This window comes from Sinomicrobium endophyticum (genome assembly GCF_052983315.1).
Window position 1 is genome coordinate 22770 of sequence record NZ_JBRKIS010000005.1, and the last position, 18955, is coordinate 41724.

Annotated in this window: 19 protein-coding genes; 15 read left to right on the plus strand and 4 right to left on the minus strand. The window is 39.7% G+C overall.

The window, feature by feature from the left end; translation table 11 throughout:
* The first annotated feature begins 504 nt into the window (after positions 1-504).
* The 12 genes from tssD (ACVBDU_RS01600) to ACVBDU_RS01655 all read left to right on the plus strand — a co-directional run bounded on the left by tssD (ACVBDU_RS01600) (position 505) and on the right by ACVBDU_RS01655 (position 11694).
* Positions 505-891 (plus strand): type VI secretion system tube protein TssD, encoded by a 387-nt coding sequence (gene tssD / locus ACVBDU_RS01600; protein WP_447178032.1) that lies wholly within the window; start codon positions 505-507, stop codon positions 889-891.
* 199 nt (positions 892-1090) lie between these two features.
* Positions 1091-1684: a hypothetical protein gene (locus ACVBDU_RS01605; protein ID WP_447178033.1), complete on the plus strand. Its 594-nt coding sequence runs from the start codon at positions 1091-1093 to the stop codon at positions 1682-1684.
* A gap of 103 nt (positions 1685-1787) precedes the next feature.
* Positions 1788-2183, plus strand: coding sequence for a type VI secretion system tube protein TssD (gene tssD / locus ACVBDU_RS01610; RefSeq protein WP_447178034.1), 396 nt, complete (start codon positions 1788-1790; stop codon positions 2181-2183).
* A 6-nt stretch (positions 2184-2189) separates the two neighbouring features.
* The gene (locus ACVBDU_RS01615) at positions 2190-3026 is read left to right on the plus strand and encodes a hypothetical protein (protein ID WP_447178035.1); all 837 of its coding nucleotides are present in this window, start codon (positions 2190-2192) and stop codon (positions 3024-3026) included.
* A 135-nt stretch (positions 3027-3161) separates the two neighbouring features.
* On the plus strand, positions 3162-3515 hold the full coding sequence (locus ACVBDU_RS01620; RefSeq protein WP_447178036.1) for a hypothetical protein: 354 nt from the start codon (positions 3162-3164) through the stop codon (positions 3513-3515).
* 63 nt (positions 3516-3578) lie between these two features.
* Positions 3579-5375, plus strand: a complete 1797-nt coding sequence (locus ACVBDU_RS01625) for a type VI secretion system Vgr family protein (protein ID WP_447178037.1) — start codon at positions 3579-3581, stop codon at positions 5373-5375.
* 9 nt (positions 5376-5384) lie between these two features.
* Positions 5385-6830, plus strand: a complete 1446-nt coding sequence (locus tag ACVBDU_RS01630) for a T6SS phospholipase effector Tle1-like catalytic domain-containing protein (protein ID WP_447178038.1) — start codon at positions 5385-5387, stop codon at positions 6828-6830.
* Positions 6831-6892: 62 nt separating this feature from the next.
* Positions 6893-7843 (plus strand): DUF2931 family protein, encoded by a 951-nt coding sequence (locus ACVBDU_RS01635; protein ID WP_447178039.1) that lies wholly within the window; start codon positions 6893-6895, stop codon positions 7841-7843.
* Positions 7844-7852: 9 nt separating this feature from the next.
* Complete coding sequence (locus ACVBDU_RS01640; protein ID WP_447178040.1) at positions 7853-8749, plus strand: hypothetical protein; 897 nt, start codon at positions 7853-7855, stop codon at positions 8747-8749.
* The gene (locus tag ACVBDU_RS01645) at positions 8742-9428 is read left to right on the plus strand and encodes a DUF4280 domain-containing protein (protein WP_447178041.1); all 687 of its coding nucleotides are present in this window, start codon (positions 8742-8744) and stop codon (positions 9426-9428) included. The genes ACVBDU_RS01640 and ACVBDU_RS01645 overlap by 8 nt, the downstream gene beginning before the upstream one ends.
* A 2-nt stretch (positions 9429-9430) precedes the next feature.
* Positions 9431-11011: a hypothetical protein gene (locus ACVBDU_RS01650; protein ID WP_447178042.1), complete on the plus strand. Its 1581-nt coding sequence runs from the start codon at positions 9431-9433 to the stop codon at positions 11009-11011.
* On the plus strand, positions 10963-11694 hold the full coding sequence (locus ACVBDU_RS01655; RefSeq protein WP_447178043.1) for a toxin-antitoxin system YwqK family antitoxin: 732 nt from the start codon (positions 10963-10965) through the stop codon (positions 11692-11694). The genes ACVBDU_RS01650 and ACVBDU_RS01655 overlap by 49 nt, the downstream gene beginning before the upstream one ends.
* Positions 11695-11722: 28 nt before the next feature.
* On the opposite strand, the gene ACVBDU_RS01660 is transcribed toward ACVBDU_RS01655, so the two are convergent.
* Genes ACVBDU_RS01660 through ACVBDU_RS01670 form a run of 3 tightly spaced genes read right to left on the minus strand, consistent with a single transcriptional unit; the run spans position 11723 to position 14128 of the window.
* Entirely contained in the window at positions 11723-12403 is a 681-nt protein-coding gene (locus tag ACVBDU_RS01660) for a response regulator (RefSeq protein WP_447178044.1), read from the minus strand.
* 11 nt (positions 12404-12414) lie between these two features.
* Positions 12415-13920: a sensor histidine kinase gene (locus tag ACVBDU_RS01665; protein ID WP_447178045.1), complete on the minus strand. Its 1506-nt coding sequence runs from the start codon at positions 13918-13920 to the stop codon at positions 12415-12417.
* Positions 13921-13933: 13 nt separating this feature from the next.
* On the minus strand, positions 13934-14128 hold the full coding sequence (locus ACVBDU_RS01670) for a hypothetical protein (RefSeq protein WP_447178046.1): 195 nt from the start codon (positions 14126-14128) through the stop codon (positions 13934-13936).
* 940 nt (positions 14129-15068) lie between these two features.
* Between ACVBDU_RS01670 and ACVBDU_RS01675 the strand changes: the two genes are divergently transcribed.
* Positions 15069-15383, plus strand: a complete 315-nt coding sequence (locus ACVBDU_RS01675) for a hypothetical protein (RefSeq protein ID WP_447178047.1) — start codon at positions 15069-15071, stop codon at positions 15381-15383.
* A complete protein-coding gene (locus tag ACVBDU_RS01680) occupies positions 15370-15786 on the plus strand; it encodes a hypothetical protein (protein WP_447178048.1) in 417 nt (138 codons plus the stop codon). Before ACVBDU_RS01675 ends, ACVBDU_RS01680 begins: the two co-directional genes overlap by 14 nt.
* On the opposite strand, the gene ACVBDU_RS01685 is transcribed toward ACVBDU_RS01680, so the two are convergent.
* Positions 15778-16398: a response regulator gene (locus ACVBDU_RS01685; protein WP_447178049.1), complete on the minus strand. Its 621-nt coding sequence runs from the start codon at positions 16396-16398 to the stop codon at positions 15778-15780. The two genes, ACVBDU_RS01680 and ACVBDU_RS01685, sit on opposite strands and share 9 nt — an antisense overlap.
* A 186-nt stretch (positions 16399-16584) precedes the next feature.
* On the opposite strand from ACVBDU_RS01685, the gene ACVBDU_RS01690 reads away from it, so the two are divergent.
* The gene (locus tag ACVBDU_RS01690; protein WP_447178050.1) at positions 16585-18432 is read left to right on the plus strand and encodes a tetratricopeptide repeat-containing sensor histidine kinase; all 1848 of its coding nucleotides are present in this window, start codon (positions 16585-16587) and stop codon (positions 18430-18432) included.
* Positions 18433-18955 lie beyond the last annotated feature (523 nt).

Sequence of the window (18955 nt, forward strand, 5' to 3'; positions counted from 1 at the left end):
GAAAACAACAATAGTTTCGGGAATTTATAGTACAAATTCCTAAATGTGGACTACTATGGTTTGTATATTTTACGTTTTCTCCTCTACCTTTGGTTATGTTAAATCCATAGAAGATCCGGATCAATGGGGATGATGTCGTGAGAAGTTTTGCTATTCGTTTTTATCTTCCATCTTCTTTTTCTCAATTGTAGATAGTGAAGAATCCACTTTTACACATAACCATATATGACAAATTAAACATATGCTTTTTTTGTATCGGGATGTTTTCTTTGTTCACCTGTTCCAAAGAACCCCGGTGTTTATTGAAAACAACAACAATAAATCATGGAGATATTGGAGTTCTTTCAAATGATGATTCTGCTGTACAAAAAAATACAGGCAATATTTTCCTAACAACTGGTTTTGGATAATACGTTCATATGTAATATCTTGCACTCTGTATATATTCAATATTTGATTTGGTATTTTTTATTTGTTAACCTTAATTTTTAAATTTTACGTATTATGTCATTTAAAGCAACATTATCTGTTGGTGGCAAGAAAGTAAATATCCTGAACGTCAACTACGATCTGGCACAGGAAGTAGATGCCACAGGACGTCCTTCATCGGTAACCCGGGGAGGACGAATTTATTTTACAGTAGAATCTACGGCCGATTCCTTCTTTTTTGAGTGGATGACCAATAACTTCGAACGTAAAAACGGAACTATTACGTACCTGAAACGTGATACCGATGCCAAGCTGAAAGAAGTAAATTTCACCGAAGGTTATTTGGTAAAGTACAGGGAGAATTTTGATGCTACCGGCAATAATCCCTTGACAGAGACCATTACGGTTTCCTGCCGAATGCTAAATTGCGGTGGCGGAGAGCATTTAAACGAATGGGTATAAAACCATTCCCCTGTTATATTAACAACCAGGATAAATCCATATTATCATGAGGGAGAAGACAAAGCCGTTTCCCTTCTATTACCTACCCCCTAAACCCTAAGCCAATCCAGATTTGTCCGTATGCATACATATGGATGAAATTGTTTTTTGTGTGTGGAATGAAGAACAAACGATATACAATTTTAAAATTAGTTTATAATTGGCGAAATTCACTGAAGAGAACCTGGTAAGGGCAGAAAAAAACTATGGACAGCAAGCTTCCTTTCTGAGGTTAAAAGGACTTTGGAAGCGAAAGAATATGATCCCGGACAAATACCTGGAAATGCAGGGATGGGATTATGTTGACGAAGAGAAGGTAGAGGGCTTGCGCCGTATACTTTGTTTTCCCGAAATCAATTACTGTAAACTGGTAAACGAACAATATATATTTACCTCGGTAATGGCAGACATAAAATTGGGTAAAAGAGGGGTTTACCAGTGGGAGTACAAACTAATAAAAGAAGAATTGTCCGCATTTGGGAGTAAAATAAGGCGTTTTACAAGGAAAAAGGTCGAGCCTTCCGTGGCTTATTTTGAATCCTTAAACCAATTACTGGATGATAAGCGTTTGGTAAAACGAACACTACATCAGGCAGTGACCGTTGAAGTTAAACCGATGATCTTTAAGTTTTTTCCGTATCACCGCAAAAAGTACGGAGCTTATGCTCCTAAGCTTATTCAAAATTACCGGCCTTTTTTCGAAGGGCTTCGCAAAGAACTCCGAGTATTATCGGAAAGGTTAACATTGGAATAGAAAGGATATAATAAATGAAAAATACTGGTTTCCGGGGATGTATAATACAAAAGGAAAGGTATAATTTAGTAAGATGTAAGAATACTATAACAGAGATAAGGATATGAGTTTCCTAGCCAAATTAACTATAGACAATGAAGAAATGGTCGTACTGCAGTATAGAATGTCCATGTTGCAGGACACGGATCATAGCGATCGCCCGGCTGCCGACCCCAGGGGTGGGCGTATCCGGGTACTGGTAGAACTGACTAAAAGTACTTCTCTTTTTGACTGGATGCGTAACCCGAGCCAGGTTAGGGATGGGGAATTTCTATTTTACCGGAGAGACGGCCTGTCCAAAATGCGGGGATTGAAATTTAAGAAGGCCTATTGTGTGTCTTATGAAGAAGCCTTTGATTCGGACGATTCCCTTCCCATGCGTGCGGAGATCACCATAGTTGCCCAGGAGATCGAAATCAACGGGTCCAGGTTTGACAAAAACTGGCCTCTGGCTTTATAGTGAAGAATGGATGTAAAAGTAGGTTCCATAAAGGAGATCCTGGACAAGATAGATGATCTGGTCCGTATTGGTGTGGATGTCGCAGAAGTAAACTTTGTACTTCGGCTAAATCCGGGCAATGGCCCGGAATCCCTTTTGGAATCCGGAGGAAGGCGTTATCTGAACGAATACGGGGAGAGAAGTTTTATCCAACCTATAGGTGCAGAAGCCTCGTTGATAGCTCCGATGGGCCTGAAAGGCACAACTAAGTACACCATAAAAGCCGAGCCTAAAGATGTCATCGTTGTTTTTAATAAATCTACCGGCAGGTTGGCCCTTGTCGATCTGGACCATTTTGAAAAAGACTTGCCCAGCAGAAGGGTTAGTGCCTCCGACTACAAAATAGGGGGGATCAGGGACAGCAATGGCAAATTAACGCATAACCAGGTATTGGTCGTGGAGCATGTTTTTACCGGAGGACAGGCCGATCACGGGATAGTTACGAGAAATCCGGAAAGGCCCATGCAAAGGCCTATACCCGACGGAAGATATGATATTCTGGACAATGATGCCGATACCCGCCACTCCGGATGGTTCAGGCTGGATTCTCAAGATGAGTCCCGCTATAATGACAGGGACGAGACTACGGGAAGAGATGGTTTCAGGTGGCATATGGGAATAGAGAGTTGGGGCTGTGTTACCCATGATATATCCACGGGAGACAGGCAGGAGGAATGGGATGTAATCATGGAAATTCTCAATACCACAAGTAAAACAAGAGTTCCCGAAAGAAGGGGAAACCAGGGCTGGAATCCATTTAGTCATCTGACCAGATACGGGGTAATGATCATTAAAAAAGAATAATAGCATACCTATAAAACAAGAATTAGATCAGATATGGCAAAAAAAATACGCAAACATAAAAGAAGCTGTTTTTACCTGGTGATTTTTTTGCAGTTTTTCTCTTGTAATTCTCCTTGTAATGTAAACGATATAGAGGTGAGTGAACTTTTACTTATAAAATCTAAGGAGAATGCCTATCCCTATTGCTCCTTGTTAGAAAATTCCATTGAAGGGGATGAAAATGCCATCCGGGAGCTGTCCGTATTAGATTTTTTCGATTCGGCCGGGTATGACCACGGTGCCGTACTGGTAGACTTAATAGACATCCTAGGGGAGAAAGAATTTATCAATGCCATAACTGCAGTGGATAAAAAAGAAAGAAATAAAATAGAAGCTTACCTCGACGTAGGTCTGATGTATGGGGGCAACCCCGATCTTGAAGGTAAATCTGGCGAGGAAGTCTTCCCAGAACTTTATGCCTTTTTAAAGAACGGATCCGTACCGGAGTAGAAACAAAACTCCATAGGAGTCCGCAATAAAAACCAGATAAATTAAAGATTTAAAAAAAATATCATGCCAATTCAAACAGATATCAGGATCAGGATAGATGGAGAGCCGATGATGAAGTTTTCCAGTATCGGAATCTCGCAAAGCGTACTTGGCCATCACACATTTTTTATAAAGCAATCTCTCCCCAAAGCCTTTGTATCGGAAGCCATAGATAGGGCCCAAGGGTACGTAGGACAATCTGTCTATATGGAGATACAACCTAAAAATATAAGGGACAATAACACCCCCCTGGTTTTTCATGGTATGGTTACGGAGGTCTATGTAAACAGGAAAGGCGGGGCAGCAGGAGAGATTGTTATTTCCGGTACCAGTCCTACCATATTACTGGACGGGGTCGCCGATACCCGGTCTTATATCGGCGAAGATCTGTCTGCTGTGGTCTGGAACACGATAGGCTCACATAAGGAACGCCTGAAACTGAATATGGAAATAGACAGGGATACCGCCCTGGACTATACTGTGCAGTACAAAGAAAGTGATTTTGCCTTTTTGTGCCGTTTGGCCAGGAAAAAGGGAAAATGGTTTTACTACAACGGTACGGAACTGGTTTTTGGAAAACCCAAATCCCAATATTTTTCCCTGGTTTACGGACAGAATGTATCCGAATTTAGCCGGCAGATGGGCATAAAGCCCCTGGGCTTTCAATATTTAGGTTATGACCCGGAATATGCCGAAACTCAAAAGATGGGAGCCATGGAAATAAGTTATGAATCCCGGGGACTTACCCAGGCCATGCTTCAGGCCTCCAAAAAGATATTCCCGGACAACGGGGCTGGGTTGTATTACCATCACTCTATAACCGCCGGTAATGCCCAAAGCCATCTGCACGACAGGGTTAGGACCCAGTTACAAGGCAAGGCAGCCGGGTTGGTCAATGCTAAAGGTATATCTACCGAGACCGGCCTTCGGATCGGAGATATTGTACATGTGAAAGAACCAAGATATTCGTTGACAGGAGACCCTGCCGATGAGGTAAAAGAAGATTCTTTCGGGAGTTATTACATTACCTCTATACGTCATTTATGTGATGAGACAGGTAATTACAGTAATGATTTTACCGCAGTTCCCGATACGGTAGAGGCTCCACCCTATACCAATGTGCTCACCCCACCCGTTGCGGAAACCCAGCCCGCCGTGGTTATTGACAACAACGACCCTAAAGGTCTGGGCCGGGTAAAGGTAAAATTTCATTGGAATTATGAAAGCCCCTGGATACGGATGGTACAGCCTCACGGTGGCGGAGACAAAGGATTTTATTTTATCCCGGAGAAGGGAGAAGAAGTGTTGGTAGCCTTTGAAGGTGGTAATGCTGAAAAGCCGTATATTACCGGGACCATGTACAATGGTAGTCAGAAAAGCGGGTACGCTACGGCAAATAACGACTTGAAGGTTATCCACACCCGCAGCGGGCATATCATCAAACTGGATGACACCAAAGGAGAAGAAAGTATAACGATTACTGACAAAAATAAAAATATTGTTTTTATAGATACCGCAAATAACAACATAGACGTCACCGCTAATGAAACCATGACCCTCACTGCCAAAAATATGCAGATTAATGTAGAGGAAAACATGGATATTCAGGTAGGAAATAATAAATCCGAAATTGTGGGCAATGACCATATGTTCAAGGCGAATAACAATGATGTACAGGTAAACGAAGAGATTAAGGTGATCAGTGCCACCTATAAACAACAGGCACAGGAAATGACCACCGATACCAGCGGGGAAATAAAGACAAATGCAGGAGGGCTTATCACCATTGCAAGCGCGGAAGGCGTAGATTATGGCGAATAATTCGATCTTATGGTAAATTCAAATTCCGGAATAATAGTAACGGCGCAGCAAACAGGTGCACAAAACCAGGAATCCATACAGGTTCTGAGCGGGGTTGATGTGCAAACCTCAACAGTATATGTGGGTAAAGCGGATTATGAAGAGCATTTACCGGAGGATGTTGTAAATGTAACCATCGGTGTTTTTTTTGATGGGACAATGAACAATAGAAAAAATGTAAATTCCCGGTTAGAACACGAAAAGGCAGAACGAAACGAATCACATAGGGCAGATATAGCCGGGATGTACAGAGAAGAGGAGGGCAGCTATGAAAATGACCATTCCAATGTTTCCCGTATGGAACCGTTTTATGAAAGTATCGATGATGAAAATCTAAAACAATACGCTCTCTATATAGAGGGGATCGGGACAGAAGATTATGAAGGCGACAGTACAAAGATCGGAGGAGGATTAGGACAAGGTCCAACCGGAGTAAAGGCCAAAGTGGCTAAAGGTTGTGAAAAAGTTGCCGAAGTGATTGTTCAGGGAGGAATAAACAAAATTAACATACTGACCGTTGATGTTTTTGGTTTTAGCAGAGGCGCGGCGGCGGCAAGGCATTTTATCCATGAGATTCATCACAGAAAAGGGGACTTGAAGTCAGTATCGCCTCCCGTGGGGCCTGGAGGAATGCCTCACTATGTATATTATGAAGTGGATAAGGGAATTTTGGGAGAACATTTTCAAAGAAATGAAATAAAAGTGAAAATACTCCAAGTTCGTTTTGCCGGGTTATACGATACTGTGGCTTCCCATGGGATTATTCATCATGACGATACACAGGAGTTGGGGTTAGATGCTGTACGAAGAGTAAGGTATACCTTGCAACTGGCCGCGGCAGACGAGCACCGTAATAATTTCAGACTGACAAATATAAATAGTACTGGGGGTAAAGGGTTGGAAAAATTTTTACCGGGCGTGCATGCCGATGTTGGAGGCTGTTATACCGATAATTTTGATGAGGATATCCGTCTGAATTATACCTTTACCTCGATTCCGGAATTAAGGGAAGAGAGGCAACATTTAATAGATGAAGGATGGTTTCTACCCCATGAAATAACGGTTAACGAATTTTGGGGTACATTACGAGGATTGAGAAAGAGATTGAGTAACAAATATAGTTTTATACCATTGCATATCATGATAGAATATGCAATGGAAAAACGATTGAATTTCGATTTTAATGCAATGGATGAAGAATATCCCATAATCAGCCAGCTTATCCATGTTAAGGAACGTCTGGATAATTATGTAAAAGGAGAAGCTCCCGAAATGATTTACGAAAATCCCGGGGACCACGAAGTTTTAAAAGTACTTCGGAACAGGTATCTTCACTTCTCTGCACATTACAGTGGCATAGGAATGGGGCCTAACCGTGAAAATGGAGTACGTAAACGAGTAATTCAGAACGGCTAATGCGACGAATAATCATAATATTTATAATGTCAGGTTTTATTTCCTGCACGAGTCAAAATCAAATGGAGAAATACGAGTGGTTACCATCAGTCTGTGCCCCTAAGGACTATCCGGCAGAAATTGTTAACGGATATTTTAATTTTAGTGATGGTACTTCACTGTATATACCCGATGGCAGGCTGTTACATAACGGTTGGGGGAATCCGGGAGCAATGCATGTGACCGGTGAGGATTTAAAGCCGGTTCCTGAATCTATGGATATCGTTTGGGTTTCCTACCCGGAAAAGCAATTTTACACCGGGCACTTTGCCCTTCCCAGGAAAGAAATGGAAGCCCTTTTTAAAGAAGGATTTACGGATCACTTAAAAAAACAGCGTACATACGGCCGTATTTCGGTGGGGGTGGCCCCCGGAGGAATGGTTGTGGTGTGGTTGCTGGGTGGTGGTAAAACCGTTGAAGTAGGGCATTTTAAGGCAGAAAAGACACAGGTATCCAAGGAAGCATGGATGCCCAATGCAGAGCTTTCTGTAGATGAGTTGCTGGAAAACAGATATATAAGAAATGTTAGTGACGAAATAAAAAACCAGCCGCTCCCTTTCGATCTTTGGGGAACCTACCGGGAGCAATATACCTGGTACCCGCAAATGGAGTTTCAGAATGAAGAAACTCTTGAAAATATGCTGGTGAGATATTATAACGGTGAAGGTTTTTATACACATGGCAGTAACCCGGAGATCGCAACCGATGAAAAAAGAGCTTTGCCCAAAGATATCCAGTTGGAATGGATAGGTAAAAATGAGCAAAAATACGGGGCCAAGGTGTCTTTTGAAGAAGAAGAGATCTTCACAAGATACAAGAAAGTCTTTAAAGAAAATAAAGAAGACAAGGCAACACTGGTGATCCATGTAAAAGAAGACAACACAAAAATACAACTGTCACTTAAAGGGCGGCAGGAAGAAATTCCCATTACAAAAGCCGAAATAAAAGTTTACCCGGTTTCAGAAGACTGGTAATCTGTAAAAATGATGAATACAACTGCAGCTAAAGATATTACCTACATTTTGCACTTCAATAAAGTGCAAAGCATATATCATTATGAAGCAGCGATTTCTACCCAGGTAAAAAAAGGTAAAACAGCTTTTTTTTCTAAAATAAAGATACCGTTTTCCCTGCAATGCGAGGGACCGATAAGTACAAAAGCCATACGGTTCAGGTTAAAACACGTACCACGTATAGTGGTTGACAGGAATGGATTTCCCGTAAAAAAATTATCAAAAGCCCGGCAAATAGCTTTGGAAGTGGCATCGATCAACGATGAGTTGGTTTTTGATATCGATCACTCCTTTAAGATATCGCGTGTGGTAAACACAGAGCAGGTAAGGGAAAAATGGCTGGGAATAAAGCCCCGGTTGGTGGAAATATACCCCGATATCAAAAAGGAGTGGATACCGGACTTTGAATGGCAGTTACAAAAGGAGAATATACAGGACCTATATAAAAAAGATACTTTTTATTCATTTGTGTTTTCCGGTATATTTAATACCGAATTGTCGCCGTATAGTGCAGTCGAAGAACCCGGATGGCTGAACAATGCTGTGGGTGCTATCTCTTTTCCCCTTATAGTGGACAAACAATTGAAGGATTTTTATCGTATTTTAGATACAGGGAGATTAGAATTTTCCGGCAAACCAGACAGTGGCCATCCCGAATTCCCGCTGCAAAAGCTGAATGTTTTTATCGGGAATCTCACTCCAGAGGCTGGGAGTGAACATGAATTGAGATTTAAATATGATGGTCATTACCATTTAAAACCAAAATCCGGATGGATAGACAGCGGGGCTTTAGAGATCGATATTGGCATAGGTGATCTGTACAGTAAGAAAACCAATATCCATTTAAAAATGCTAAACCATGAGTGATAAAATTTACGTGTGCAACGGAGCCATTGTAGAATGCGATCAGGGTTTTACCCCAGCCGAATTAAAGGTTACTGAAAACACAAAAATAAAGGTACAGGGAAAGTTGAAAGCTACGGATATGGACAGGCAGGTGCCCAAGACTTTCGGCAAATGTAAACTCAAGCCCACCAGTAGCGACTACCTGCCCTGTGTGCCTGCTTTACAGAAATGGACAAAGACCAGTGAAAAAACCACCCTGGGAGGGAGCAAGAAATTTCTCTTCCAGGACTCGGAATGCATGTGCAGTACCGGAGGAAAAATTACGATTACCGACCCCTTACAGGTAGATAGTGCCGGCAGTGTGGCAGAAGAATTTATGGAAATGGCCCGGATGATACCCGGCGCCGTATTGGGAGCAGATCATGCCCCTAAAGTGATAGAGAGCTACTGGATGGATGAGGAAGGGAAAGAACAGATAAATGATTCCGATTACGGAAAAAGAGCAAGGTTTTATGTATTGACGGAAAATTTCGAACCCGGAGAGCAGTTGGAAATTGAAATGAGCGATAAGGAAGGACAGGATATAGGGGAAGGACAAAAGAGGATAACCTATTCCGGCACCGTGCAACCCGATGGCACTGCTGAACTAAAACCTATAGAGATAGAGAAGAACTGGGCAAAAACCGAAAATGACATATAGCTATGGCAAGGACATTGGTGATAGATACTATAAGAGGAGCCGGGAGGACATTTAAAGTAAATAAAGAGTTGCAAATTGCCCCCACCCTTAAAAAATTTCTGGTTCATTTTAGGAGGCCAATTGGTTATCGGGGAGAATATGGTTTTGACTGGTTACGGGATGAATATATTTATCCCATTGAAACGGTGGCCAATGATCATGATGGAAACCCTCGTAATGCTCCTTTGGAATTATGTGATGATGTACCTGCATTAAAAACAGAATACAAAACAACGGATGTTTTAAATTCTATTTCACCCTATGGTTATGATTATTATCCAGCCTGGCTAACGATGTTCCCCAATACTTCGGAAGCACAAGGTACCCATGTTGACCAAATACAGGCCAATGGCATAGATTTGGACTTAAAAATTGAAGAATTAGAAGTCTTATCCAGTGATACTACCGAAATTGTTTTTGAATCGAGTAATAACAATTTGATTATTACTCCTACAAAAATTCCATTAAGTGAATTGCTCACAGAAAAAGGTCAAGATAATTTAGGGAGAGGTAATACGAGAGATTATTATTTGGCAAACAATAAGGTAAATATAAAATGTGAAGGAAATTTGCCCCAGCATGAACAGATTAAGGTATTTGCACAGTTAAATGATCAACGGGAGGAAGTAGGGAAGTTGATGGTTTGTAAGAATAGTGATTATAAAAACTATACTATTGACATTTATCTTATCAAATCCTTTTTAAACGATGATCCTTCATTTGGTGGTTCAATGGTCGATACAGAATTAGCCAAATTAGGAGGGGTTCAAGGAATTGAGAATTATTTAAATAAACGAAGTTTAAATCAGTCTTTGATTAAGGTTAATTTAATTTATGACAGTTCAAGAGATTGGGTTTTTAGAAAGCAATCTTTAATTAATGCTTCTAATGGTGGAAAGTATAATGGGATGATACAAAATCAATCAACAATGTTGATGGATACCAAAAAGTATATGGATTATATTAATGACCGGTTTCGTCTACAATATCCCAATTTGGTTAGTCGGAAAGCAATATTTCTTTATATTACACCATTTCTTTCGCCTACTTCAGGTGGAGCCAGTTATAATAGTCCGCTAAACAGTAAACATATAATTCTATTTAAAAAGAATATTGATCATTTACCCTCTTACGCTCATGAGATAGGGCATACTCTTGGGTTAGAACATTCCTTTAAAAACGATCCTGCACTATCAAAAGCTGATTTAATAGCGCAACAGGAAGCCAAGAGAACAGAATATAGAAGAAAAATAGCGGAACAAAGAGTTGCGAAAACCCAACATCTAAATGAATATAGTGCTTATTATAATTCTCACCCTGAGGAAAAAAGAGAAGCTATAAGAAAATTAGATGCAAATATAAAAGTATATGAAGATGCATTATCAAATGTTGAGGATAAAATTGAGGTAATCAATAAAAATCCATTTCAGTTTATTGCCAAAAAGACTGAAAATATTATGGACTATGATCTGGCCAATCAAAAGGTATTTTTTAAATGGCAATCGAAAGTTATGAGAGAAGAAACGAAACAATATTATCATTGAATTGTATGAAGAAATCCGTCTGTATAGTACTTATCGCCATTACTTTTGTTTTCAGTTGTAAAACTAAACAGAAACCCACTATTCCCGAACCCATAAAAACCGAAAGAGTTGAAGGTATTAGTTCCCAAGATTCGCTTGTTTTTTGGAAACTCGACAGTTTAGATTCCGAAGATTATAGTGATATGATGCCCTTGAGTGAAGTATTAAAAAAGTATAGCTTAAAAAACGGGCGATTATATGATAAGATCAATGAAGTAAGTGTTAGTGGAATACATTTACAATTAAGAAGAAGTGCATCATATGGGGAAGATGTATTTATTGCGAAGGGATTGCCTGTAGGTTACTATTACAATTTTAAAGGTCGACAAAAAGATTGGCATTTTTTAAAGTATGATACAAATGGGAACCTGGACAGTACACTTACCATTGCAAATTATACCACACAGTTTAACAGAGGGGAGGGCTACTGGAAGGATTTTTACTTTGAAGATTTAGATACATACAAAAATACCAGTCTTAAAATTAAAGAAGAAGGCCAGGTAAAAAACAATTTTAAGTACGGAGAGTGGAAGTACTATAGCGAAAGCGGAACATTGGACAGTATTAAAAACTATACCTTAAAAGATTCCGTGGATGTGCGTTTTCCACATTGTATTTTTAATAAAAAAGAACCGTGTTATTGATTGGCATGAATTGAATTGTCATCCTTACTCAAATAAACCCCTTTTCCCGGGCTTTTAAGATCAATTCCCGGTCTTCCCCACCTCGTATCTCAAAGAGATCTTTCAGATGGCGTTTTCTTTTTTCAATAGCAGCCCTGGACAAGGGAAGGATGGCTGACATTGTTTTCATCTTTGTTCCCAGGGAAAGTTGGTAGAGCAGCTGCCGGTCTATCTTGTCCAGCAACAAATCGTTGGTGACATACTTGCGCAGCGATTGCACTACTGTTTTACTGTAATAGGGAGGGTCCTGCATAAGCTGACGGATCGCCATGACGAGTTCTTCAGGTGTAATGTCGTTTTTAATAAGAAACCCATCAGGGTTAAGACTTTTGAAAATGCTGTGTATACGGTAGTTATCGTTAAAAGTGGTAGCAATGACGATCTTTGTTTCGGGAGATACTTCCCTCATTTTCAGTCCCAGGTCTTCCCCTGAAATAATATCTCCGGTTTCCGTGGACGGCGGCAGTTGGATATCCAGGAACAGGATGTCTATGGTGTTGAGGGATGAAATGTTGTCAAGGATCCGCAGTGCTGCATCGCATGAATGAACGGTGACAATATCAAAAACCGTATTGTCCTCTTTGCGGATATCACCGAAGGCGCTTTTGTAAGCATCAGTGATCAAGGGATGGTCGTCTACCAATACGATGCTGTACTGTTCCTTTTTCATGGTGTTTTGTTTTATACGGGGACATCAATTGTAAGTGTAGTTCCCTGGTCTCTTTCCGATTCTATATGAAATATTCCCTTGATCTTTTGCACGCGGGATTGCATGTTTCGTATCCCGATACCTTTATAGCTTTTACGCAGATTGAATCCCACACCGTTGTCCCATATAATAAGCCTGAGGTAGTTATTTTCACTGAGTTCGAACCGTACCTCAACCAGTTCGGCCTTGGCGTGTTTTATACAGTTTTGAAGCGCCTCCTCGATCACGCGGTACAGGTTAACCTTAACCTTCTCATCGATATCCTCCCAGGGGATGGTGTCGTCGTGGATGAGCTTGTATTTGAAATTCCCCGTTTTTCCCCGGTTCTGAACCAGTTTTTCCACGATATGGATAAAATTGATCGGATAGGAGATCAGCTTGTCCTTTAATTCATGCGAAGCGTCCCGGATATCCTTTTCTATCCGTTGCAGTTCTTCCAGGTAATGATGGTGTTTTTGAAGGTCATCGGAATCGGCCTGTAGCTTTAAGAATCCCCAGTCCATGCGGATGGCAAACAGGTCGCCCAGGATTCCGTCGTGCAACTCCTCGGAGATCCGTATCCTTTCCTGGTTTCGGGCTTCCTGGAGTTTGGCCTGTTGTTTTAAGGTAAGAAGGTAGATCTGTTCATTGGCTTTTTGCTGTTGATTCTCCATATGCAGCAGTTTGTTCCTGGCATATTGTCGATTCAAGAAATGCAACAGGGAGAGTATGAGGAGTAGTACGATACCAAGGGTGAGTATCCATACCTTTTGAGAGGATAGCTGCCTTGTCTTCTCGATGTATCGGTCGGTTTCGTATTGTATCCGGGTGAATTTGTCCCGGGTTTTACGATCCTGATTATAATCAAATAAGGCAACCGATTTAAACCTGGGATTGGCCACTACATAGACCTTTTGATCTTCCTGGCCCTCGCGGACTAGGGTAGCGGAGGCCGGATTTCCTTTTTTAAGGGATTCCACCAGGTTCGCCTTGTAATCTTCCCTTTCCAGTTCCCGGATGGGGTATTTCTGCAAGGCAGCATCCAGGTCAAACCCGTATTTTTCATTATAGTATTTAAGCTGGTAATTACCCTTGTCATTGGCCTGGTTAAAATCCATCTGCACCCAAGTGTTATAGGCTTCACCTTCTTTATTTCTGAGGTTTTTATTCACCGACCTTCCACACATCAGGTTATAGGCCTCCTTAAGGGTAATATTATTCCCCGGATTGATGTAGAATTGCTGCTTCATATCCTCTTTGCCTTCACTCTTCAGGTTCACCATATATGAATTAAAAAAGTACATATCGCTGTCTTCCCTCTTAGATTGGCTAAAGTTCAGCTGCGCTTCTACTATATCTTTCCCATAAGTGGTTTGATAGTCCAGGGAAAAGGTCTCAGGTTGTTGCGCAATCTTATCGTGTAAAGCTTTGTCCAACGTATCCCCAAACCCGGCATACATTACTTGTTCCTGTAGGAAACTTAAATTTTCTTGATTCATCACACTTCATTTTTCAGTTAAACATTATTTGAACTATAATTGGATAATTTGATGGGAAAGTTGTCTCTACAATAATAATAAGATTGCCTTGTGTATTACTAAAGGCTATTATATCTTTCGCCAAGGATTTACTTGTGATATGGTCTTTAAACAAACAACGGCGGTCTTCTCCTTTTTCAGGGATAGTTATGAGTTCAAGGGCATCCATAAATTTTTTGGTAGTTTAGGTGGGGATCTGAAGAAGTTTTATTTAAAGGAAAAATATACTTTACCGCTTTTCTCTCCCCAGTCCCAATAAGTAGATTTTTATCAACCCAGTTGTTAGTGTAATTCTGCAAACAAGTGCAGACTTAATAATGAGAATGTTAATTTTAATTTCTGCTTTATAAGTCTAACAAATAATGCATATTTGACTTAAAGCATACAGGAACCAGATAAGGCCTGACAGATATAAAATTGAAAGGACCAAAGCAATTATCCCGGGGACAGATCTGTTTAATTTAAGGCTCCAGATAGAAAGTCCCCAAAGTAAAAGAAGTAAAGGAATCACCGAATAAGAAACTACAATAGCCAAGGTTGGAAATGAATCTCCTGAACCTTTTCTGTCCATGAAATCTATCAATAAAACTATTGTAGTGAGGATCAAAAGGTAGCCAATCCCCAATCCAATAGCCCAATAGGCTAATTTTTTGGCTTTGCCTATTTTCTTATTGACCGGTATTTCAGAATCCAAAAACATAAAGTAAAAGTAAAAATCTCTTACTTCTATTAAAATCCCTGAAATCAGGGGTTTTTAAAAAACGTAATCTTCGACTATTTTTACCGGAAATAATGTTGTGTAATACCTGCTGGCCTTGCTTGTGACTGGTTCAAATAATTTTTTTGCAGTTAGTAGAGGTGTATTAATGAAGATGGAATCTATTTTCAATAGGAAGGAGTTATGCAAGTGAATATTAGAAAGAGAGGGAGGTCATTGAACCTTTCTCGCTCCATAGCTAAGGTTATGTGGCTCACAAAAATCTTCGTATGGAGCAAAAGCTATCATTTCGCTTTAATCAGAAAAGTTTAAATGAACTCATTTATAAAACCCCTGATTTCAGGGATTTTTTCAGTCCTGTTAGAATCATAATTTTGATGCAATAGTGAAGATGATGAATATAGATTACAGAATTTGGGTTGGGCTAATAATTCACGCCGTGATTTGTTTGTTGCAGTTGACGGATCCTGCTCCTGCTCCTCTTTTGTTTTACATTACCTTTCCTTTTGTTTTGTTAAATGTAATAGGATTGATTTTTATCGCTTCCCACAAAGTAAAGACGGGGTGTATTTTATTTATGATAGGAAGTGCCGCGTTTGTTCCGATTGGCCTGATCGGCTTCTTTGGAGCGAGGAGTATGCTGAATAAATTGAAAGAAAATTTTTTCTACCATGAACTAAATTCAACAGAGAATGAAACCCATTAAGTCATATAAAATAAAAACATCGGCCGCAAACCTGGGTATATACGGTGGCGGTATTTTAGCATTAATTTCACTTGTGAGTTTTATGCTCACCGCTCAGATTATGTTTCTGCCACCACTGGTTATATCCATTGGTTTTATGGTCATCGGTTTTCTGAATAAATCCCTTGAAAGTATCAAAATATACGAAAACCATATGCAGATTAAACTTGCGCCTGCGGCCCCATTTCATTTGATCAAATATGAAAATATCTTCCGTATAGAGGATAAGAGCAAGAGAATTAAAAAGATATATTTTAACCGGGATGGAAAGGAGAGAAAAATTGTATTTCCGCTGAATCAGTACAATAAAGAAGATATGGATGAATTTTTTGAGTTTTTGAAGGATAAAACAGCGCTAAATTAACCCCAAACTTTTTACTGTACTGATAACCGAAGTCATACTTTTTCTTTCAAATTTTTCCATCAGGTTTTTGCGGTGGCTTTCTACCGTATGCGGGCTGATGAACAGTTTATCGGCGACTTCGAGAGTAGTGAGGCCTTTCGCGATCAAAACCAGTACCTCTTTTTCACGTCGTGTGATTTTGGGGATTTCGGGAGGGTGATTTTCCAGTTTTTGTAATGATGTTTTTGTTCTTGTACACAGGTATTTTTCACCTCGGAATACGGCCCGAATAGCTTCGGTGATTTCTTCACTTTCGGCATTTTTAAGTACATATCCCAAAGCACCGTTCTGTAACATTTGAGAAACTACGATGCCTTCATCCTGACCACTGATGGCTATAATTCTGGTTTCAGGGTAAAGCGAAGATATTTTATGGCAAAGATCTAACCCGTTACCGTCTGGAAGATAGATATCGAGGAGGATGACATCAACAGATTTTTCAGATAACCAGTCCAAAAGCTGAGTGCCACTCGAAAAAGAAGCGATCACTTGTAAGTCATTTTCTGTAGACAACAAGTGATAAAGCCCTTGTGTGATCATGGGATGGTCGTCTGTAATGGCGATTTTAATCATTAATCCAAATATAGTGAATAAGGCTTATAAAAGATATTGTAAATTTATAGAATGAAGATATGTAAATTGATTTTGGTGGGAATGGTTCTTACATTTAATACGGTTTCTGGGCAACAACAATCAATTGTAGATAGCATAAAAAATAAATTGTCGTTAGAAACTGATGTTGTCAAAAAAGCCAATATCATGATGGATTTGGCCGGAGCTTTGAACCCCTCTCAAGATAGCATACAGGTTATTAATTATTTTAACCGGGCATTGACCATTGCAAAAGAAAAAAAAGACTCCATATTGGAGGCAAAGCTATATGCCAATATTTCACGGTTTTATTATTACAGTTATGATCTGATCCGTGCAGACATTTTTATTGATCAATCCGAAAAGATTTTATTAGGTTTAGATAATAAGAAATCAAAATCATTACTCCCTGTAGTTATGAACATGAAATCTGCTTACCTGGGAGCTCAAGGAAAGACACAGGAGCAGCAGGATTATTATTTTAAGATTATTCCCACTTTTGAAAGTTTGAGCGATTCAAGAAATTTAAGTGCAGTTTATAGTGGTCTTGGGGTGATTTATTTTAACAAAGGGGAGAATAATAATGCTAAAAAATACTTTGAAAAAAGTATAAACACCTATTTGAACACCGATCCTACTTCCGCCACCTATGCTGCGCAATACTTAGATTTGACCACAGTGAACATTGAGCTAAATAATATTCCGGAAGCCAAAGATTATCTTCAAAAAGCCAAGAAACTTCTTTTTTCCATTTCAGACGATATATTACAAAAGGGTGAATATTATACTTTAAAGGGTCGTATTGAAATGAATGAGAAAAAATATAAAAAGGGCATAGTGTCTTTAAAAAAAGGAATGGAAATAAGCAGAAAATTCGGGAACATACACGGTATATCCAATAATCTGCAAAGCTTGTCAGATATTTATATAGAGCACAAGGATTTCCGGGCAGCTTATGCCGTGCTGAAAGAATATGATGAAATCACAAAAGAACTGGACGACAAATCCTTGAACTATAATGCGCTCAAGGATTTGGCAGATGTTGAATTTAAATTAGGTAAAACTTCGGAAGCCTATAAGCACTTAAGACAGGCTTTACAATTGTCCGATAGTCTGAACGATACTGCTGTTAAGGAAAAATTATTTGAACTGGAAAAGCAATTCGAATCCGAAAAAAAAGAAAAAGAGATCGCCCAACTCCAATACCAAAATGAAAAAAAGGAATGGAAACTCCAGCAAAACAAAATCTGGCTTTTTGGTTCGACCGCTGCCATTTTGGTTTTATTCGTTTTAGCATTTTTATTGTATCGGAACAGTAAAAACCAAAAGAGGATCAACCGGCAGGAAAAAGACTTGCATTATTATGAATTATCGCAATTGGAGCAAAAACACCAGATCGAAATATTATCTTCTCTGATGCAGGGTGCCGAAACCGAACGGCAGCGTTTGGGGCGGGACCTGCATGACGGCCTGGGCGGTCTGTTTTCAGGAATCAAATTGAAATTGAATGCCTATTTTCAAAGCCCATCCCATAAAAACAAAGAATTGCAATCGGAATTAAGATCAGACCTGGACCATGCCATAACCGAAATGCGTGTTATTTCGCAAAGCCTCTTACCCGACCTGCTTCATAAATTTGGTCTCTTGGAAGCAATAAAACAATATTGTTCAAGGCTTTCCTGCACAGACGTAACCATTGGGTTCCGGACAGTGAATTTTCAGGAACGGTCCGGTATGGAAAAACAATTAATGGTTTACCGTATTGTACAGGAATTGATAAATAATGCTGTGAAGCATGCGGATGCCAAAGAAATTTTCGTTCAGTTGCAGCAACGTGAAAACCAACTTTTTTTGACAGTTGAAGACGACGGGGTAGGATTCGATGAAAAGGAGGGACTGCAAAAAGGTTCGGGTCTGACAAATCTGAAAAATCGGGTGGATTATTTAAAGGGAACTATCGAAATTTCCTCTACCAAAGGAAAAGGGAGCTCTTTTTACATTACTTGCCCGATTTAAATATCCCTGATTTCAAGAATGAGGCATAAAGCTTTCTCGATCTGTAACTTTTATGACTTTTTTAGCCGAACACCATCCAATCATAAGTTCCAAGATTGGGTTTTGGATAGTTCTTTGTCAATTAACAGTTCCTGTTAAGGTACAATAATCTTAGAAGAATGGGATGTGTTCTGAAAGCTTTCGGGTTAAGAAAAAATCTTGTATCAGTTAGTCCTTTTCAGATTCTACAGCGGGGAACAACCCATTTACGCCAGTGTGGAATTGACATAAAGATCTTACTTTCACAGCACATCCGCATGTCTAGTTTATCTTTATTCTTCTTACCGCTTTGCGTTTTATCCTTTTGATATGGGAAACAGACAACCCACTTATTGTTATACTTACGATATAACACATTACAGAAAACAGGATACCTAACTCTCCTTAGGATCGTCTTTCAGTATAAAACAAAACCGGGGGGGCATAAAAGAAAAGTAACGGGTAAGAGTATGGACAATAAAAAAATCACCCGCAGTAGCTAAAT

Excerpts from the sequence above, each read along its gene's own strand:
- tssD (WP_447178034.1), top strand. The coding sequence starts at position 1,788 with ATGAGTTTCCTAGCCAAATTAACTATAGACAATGAAGAAATGGTCGTA.
- ACVBDU_RS01635 (WP_447178039.1), top strand. The coding sequence starts at position 6,893 with ATGGAGAAATACGAGTGGTTACCATCAGTCTGTGCCCCTAAGGACTAT.
- ACVBDU_RS01615 (WP_447178035.1), top strand. The coding sequence starts at position 2,190 with ATGGATGTAAAAGTAGGTTCCATAAAGGAGATCCTGGACAAGATAGAT.
- ACVBDU_RS01630 (WP_447178038.1), top strand. The coding sequence starts at position 5,385 with ATGGTAAATTCAAATTCCGGAATAATAGTAACGGCGCAGCAAACAGGT.
- ACVBDU_RS01675 (WP_447178047.1), top strand. The coding sequence starts at position 15,069 with ATGATGAATATAGATTACAGAATTTGGGTTGGGCTAATAATTCACGCC.
- ACVBDU_RS01655 (WP_447178043.1), top strand. The coding sequence starts at position 10,963 with ATGGCAATCGAAAGTTATGAGAGAAGAAACGAAACAATATTATCATTG.
- ACVBDU_RS01670 (WP_447178046.1), bottom strand. The coding sequence starts at position 14,128 with ATGGATGCCCTTGAACTCATAACTATCCCTGAAAAAGGAGAAGACCGC.
- ACVBDU_RS01645 (WP_447178041.1), top strand. The coding sequence starts at position 8,742 with ATGAGTGATAAAATTTACGTGTGCAACGGAGCCATTGTAGAATGCGAT.
- ACVBDU_RS01650 (WP_447178042.1), top strand. The coding sequence starts at position 9,431 with ATGGCAAGGACATTGGTGATAGATACTATAAGAGGAGCCGGGAGGACA.
- ACVBDU_RS01665 (WP_447178045.1), bottom strand. The coding sequence starts at position 13,920 with ATGAATCAAGAAAATTTAAGTTTCCTACAGGAACAAGTAATGTATGCC.
- ACVBDU_RS01640 (WP_447178040.1), top strand. The coding sequence starts at position 7,853 with ATGATGAATACAACTGCAGCTAAAGATATTACCTACATTTTGCACTTC.
- tssD (WP_447178032.1), top strand. The coding sequence starts at position 505 with ATGTCATTTAAAGCAACATTATCTGTTGGTGGCAAGAAAGTAAATATC.
- ACVBDU_RS01625 (WP_447178037.1), top strand. The coding sequence starts at position 3,579 with ATGCCAATTCAAACAGATATCAGGATCAGGATAGATGGAGAGCCGATG.
- ACVBDU_RS01690 (WP_447178050.1), top strand. The coding sequence starts at position 16,585 with ATGATGGATTTGGCCGGAGCTTTGAACCCCTCTCAAGATAGCATACAG.
- ACVBDU_RS01680 (WP_447178048.1), top strand. The coding sequence starts at position 15,370 with ATGAAACCCATTAAGTCATATAAAATAAAAACATCGGCCGCAAACCTG.
- ACVBDU_RS01685 (WP_447178049.1), bottom strand. The coding sequence starts at position 16,398 with ATGATTAAAATCGCCATTACAGACGACCATCCCATGATCACACAAGGG.
- ACVBDU_RS01660 (WP_447178044.1), bottom strand. The coding sequence starts at position 12,403 with ATGAAAAAGGAACAGTACAGCATCGTATTGGTAGACGACCATCCCTTG.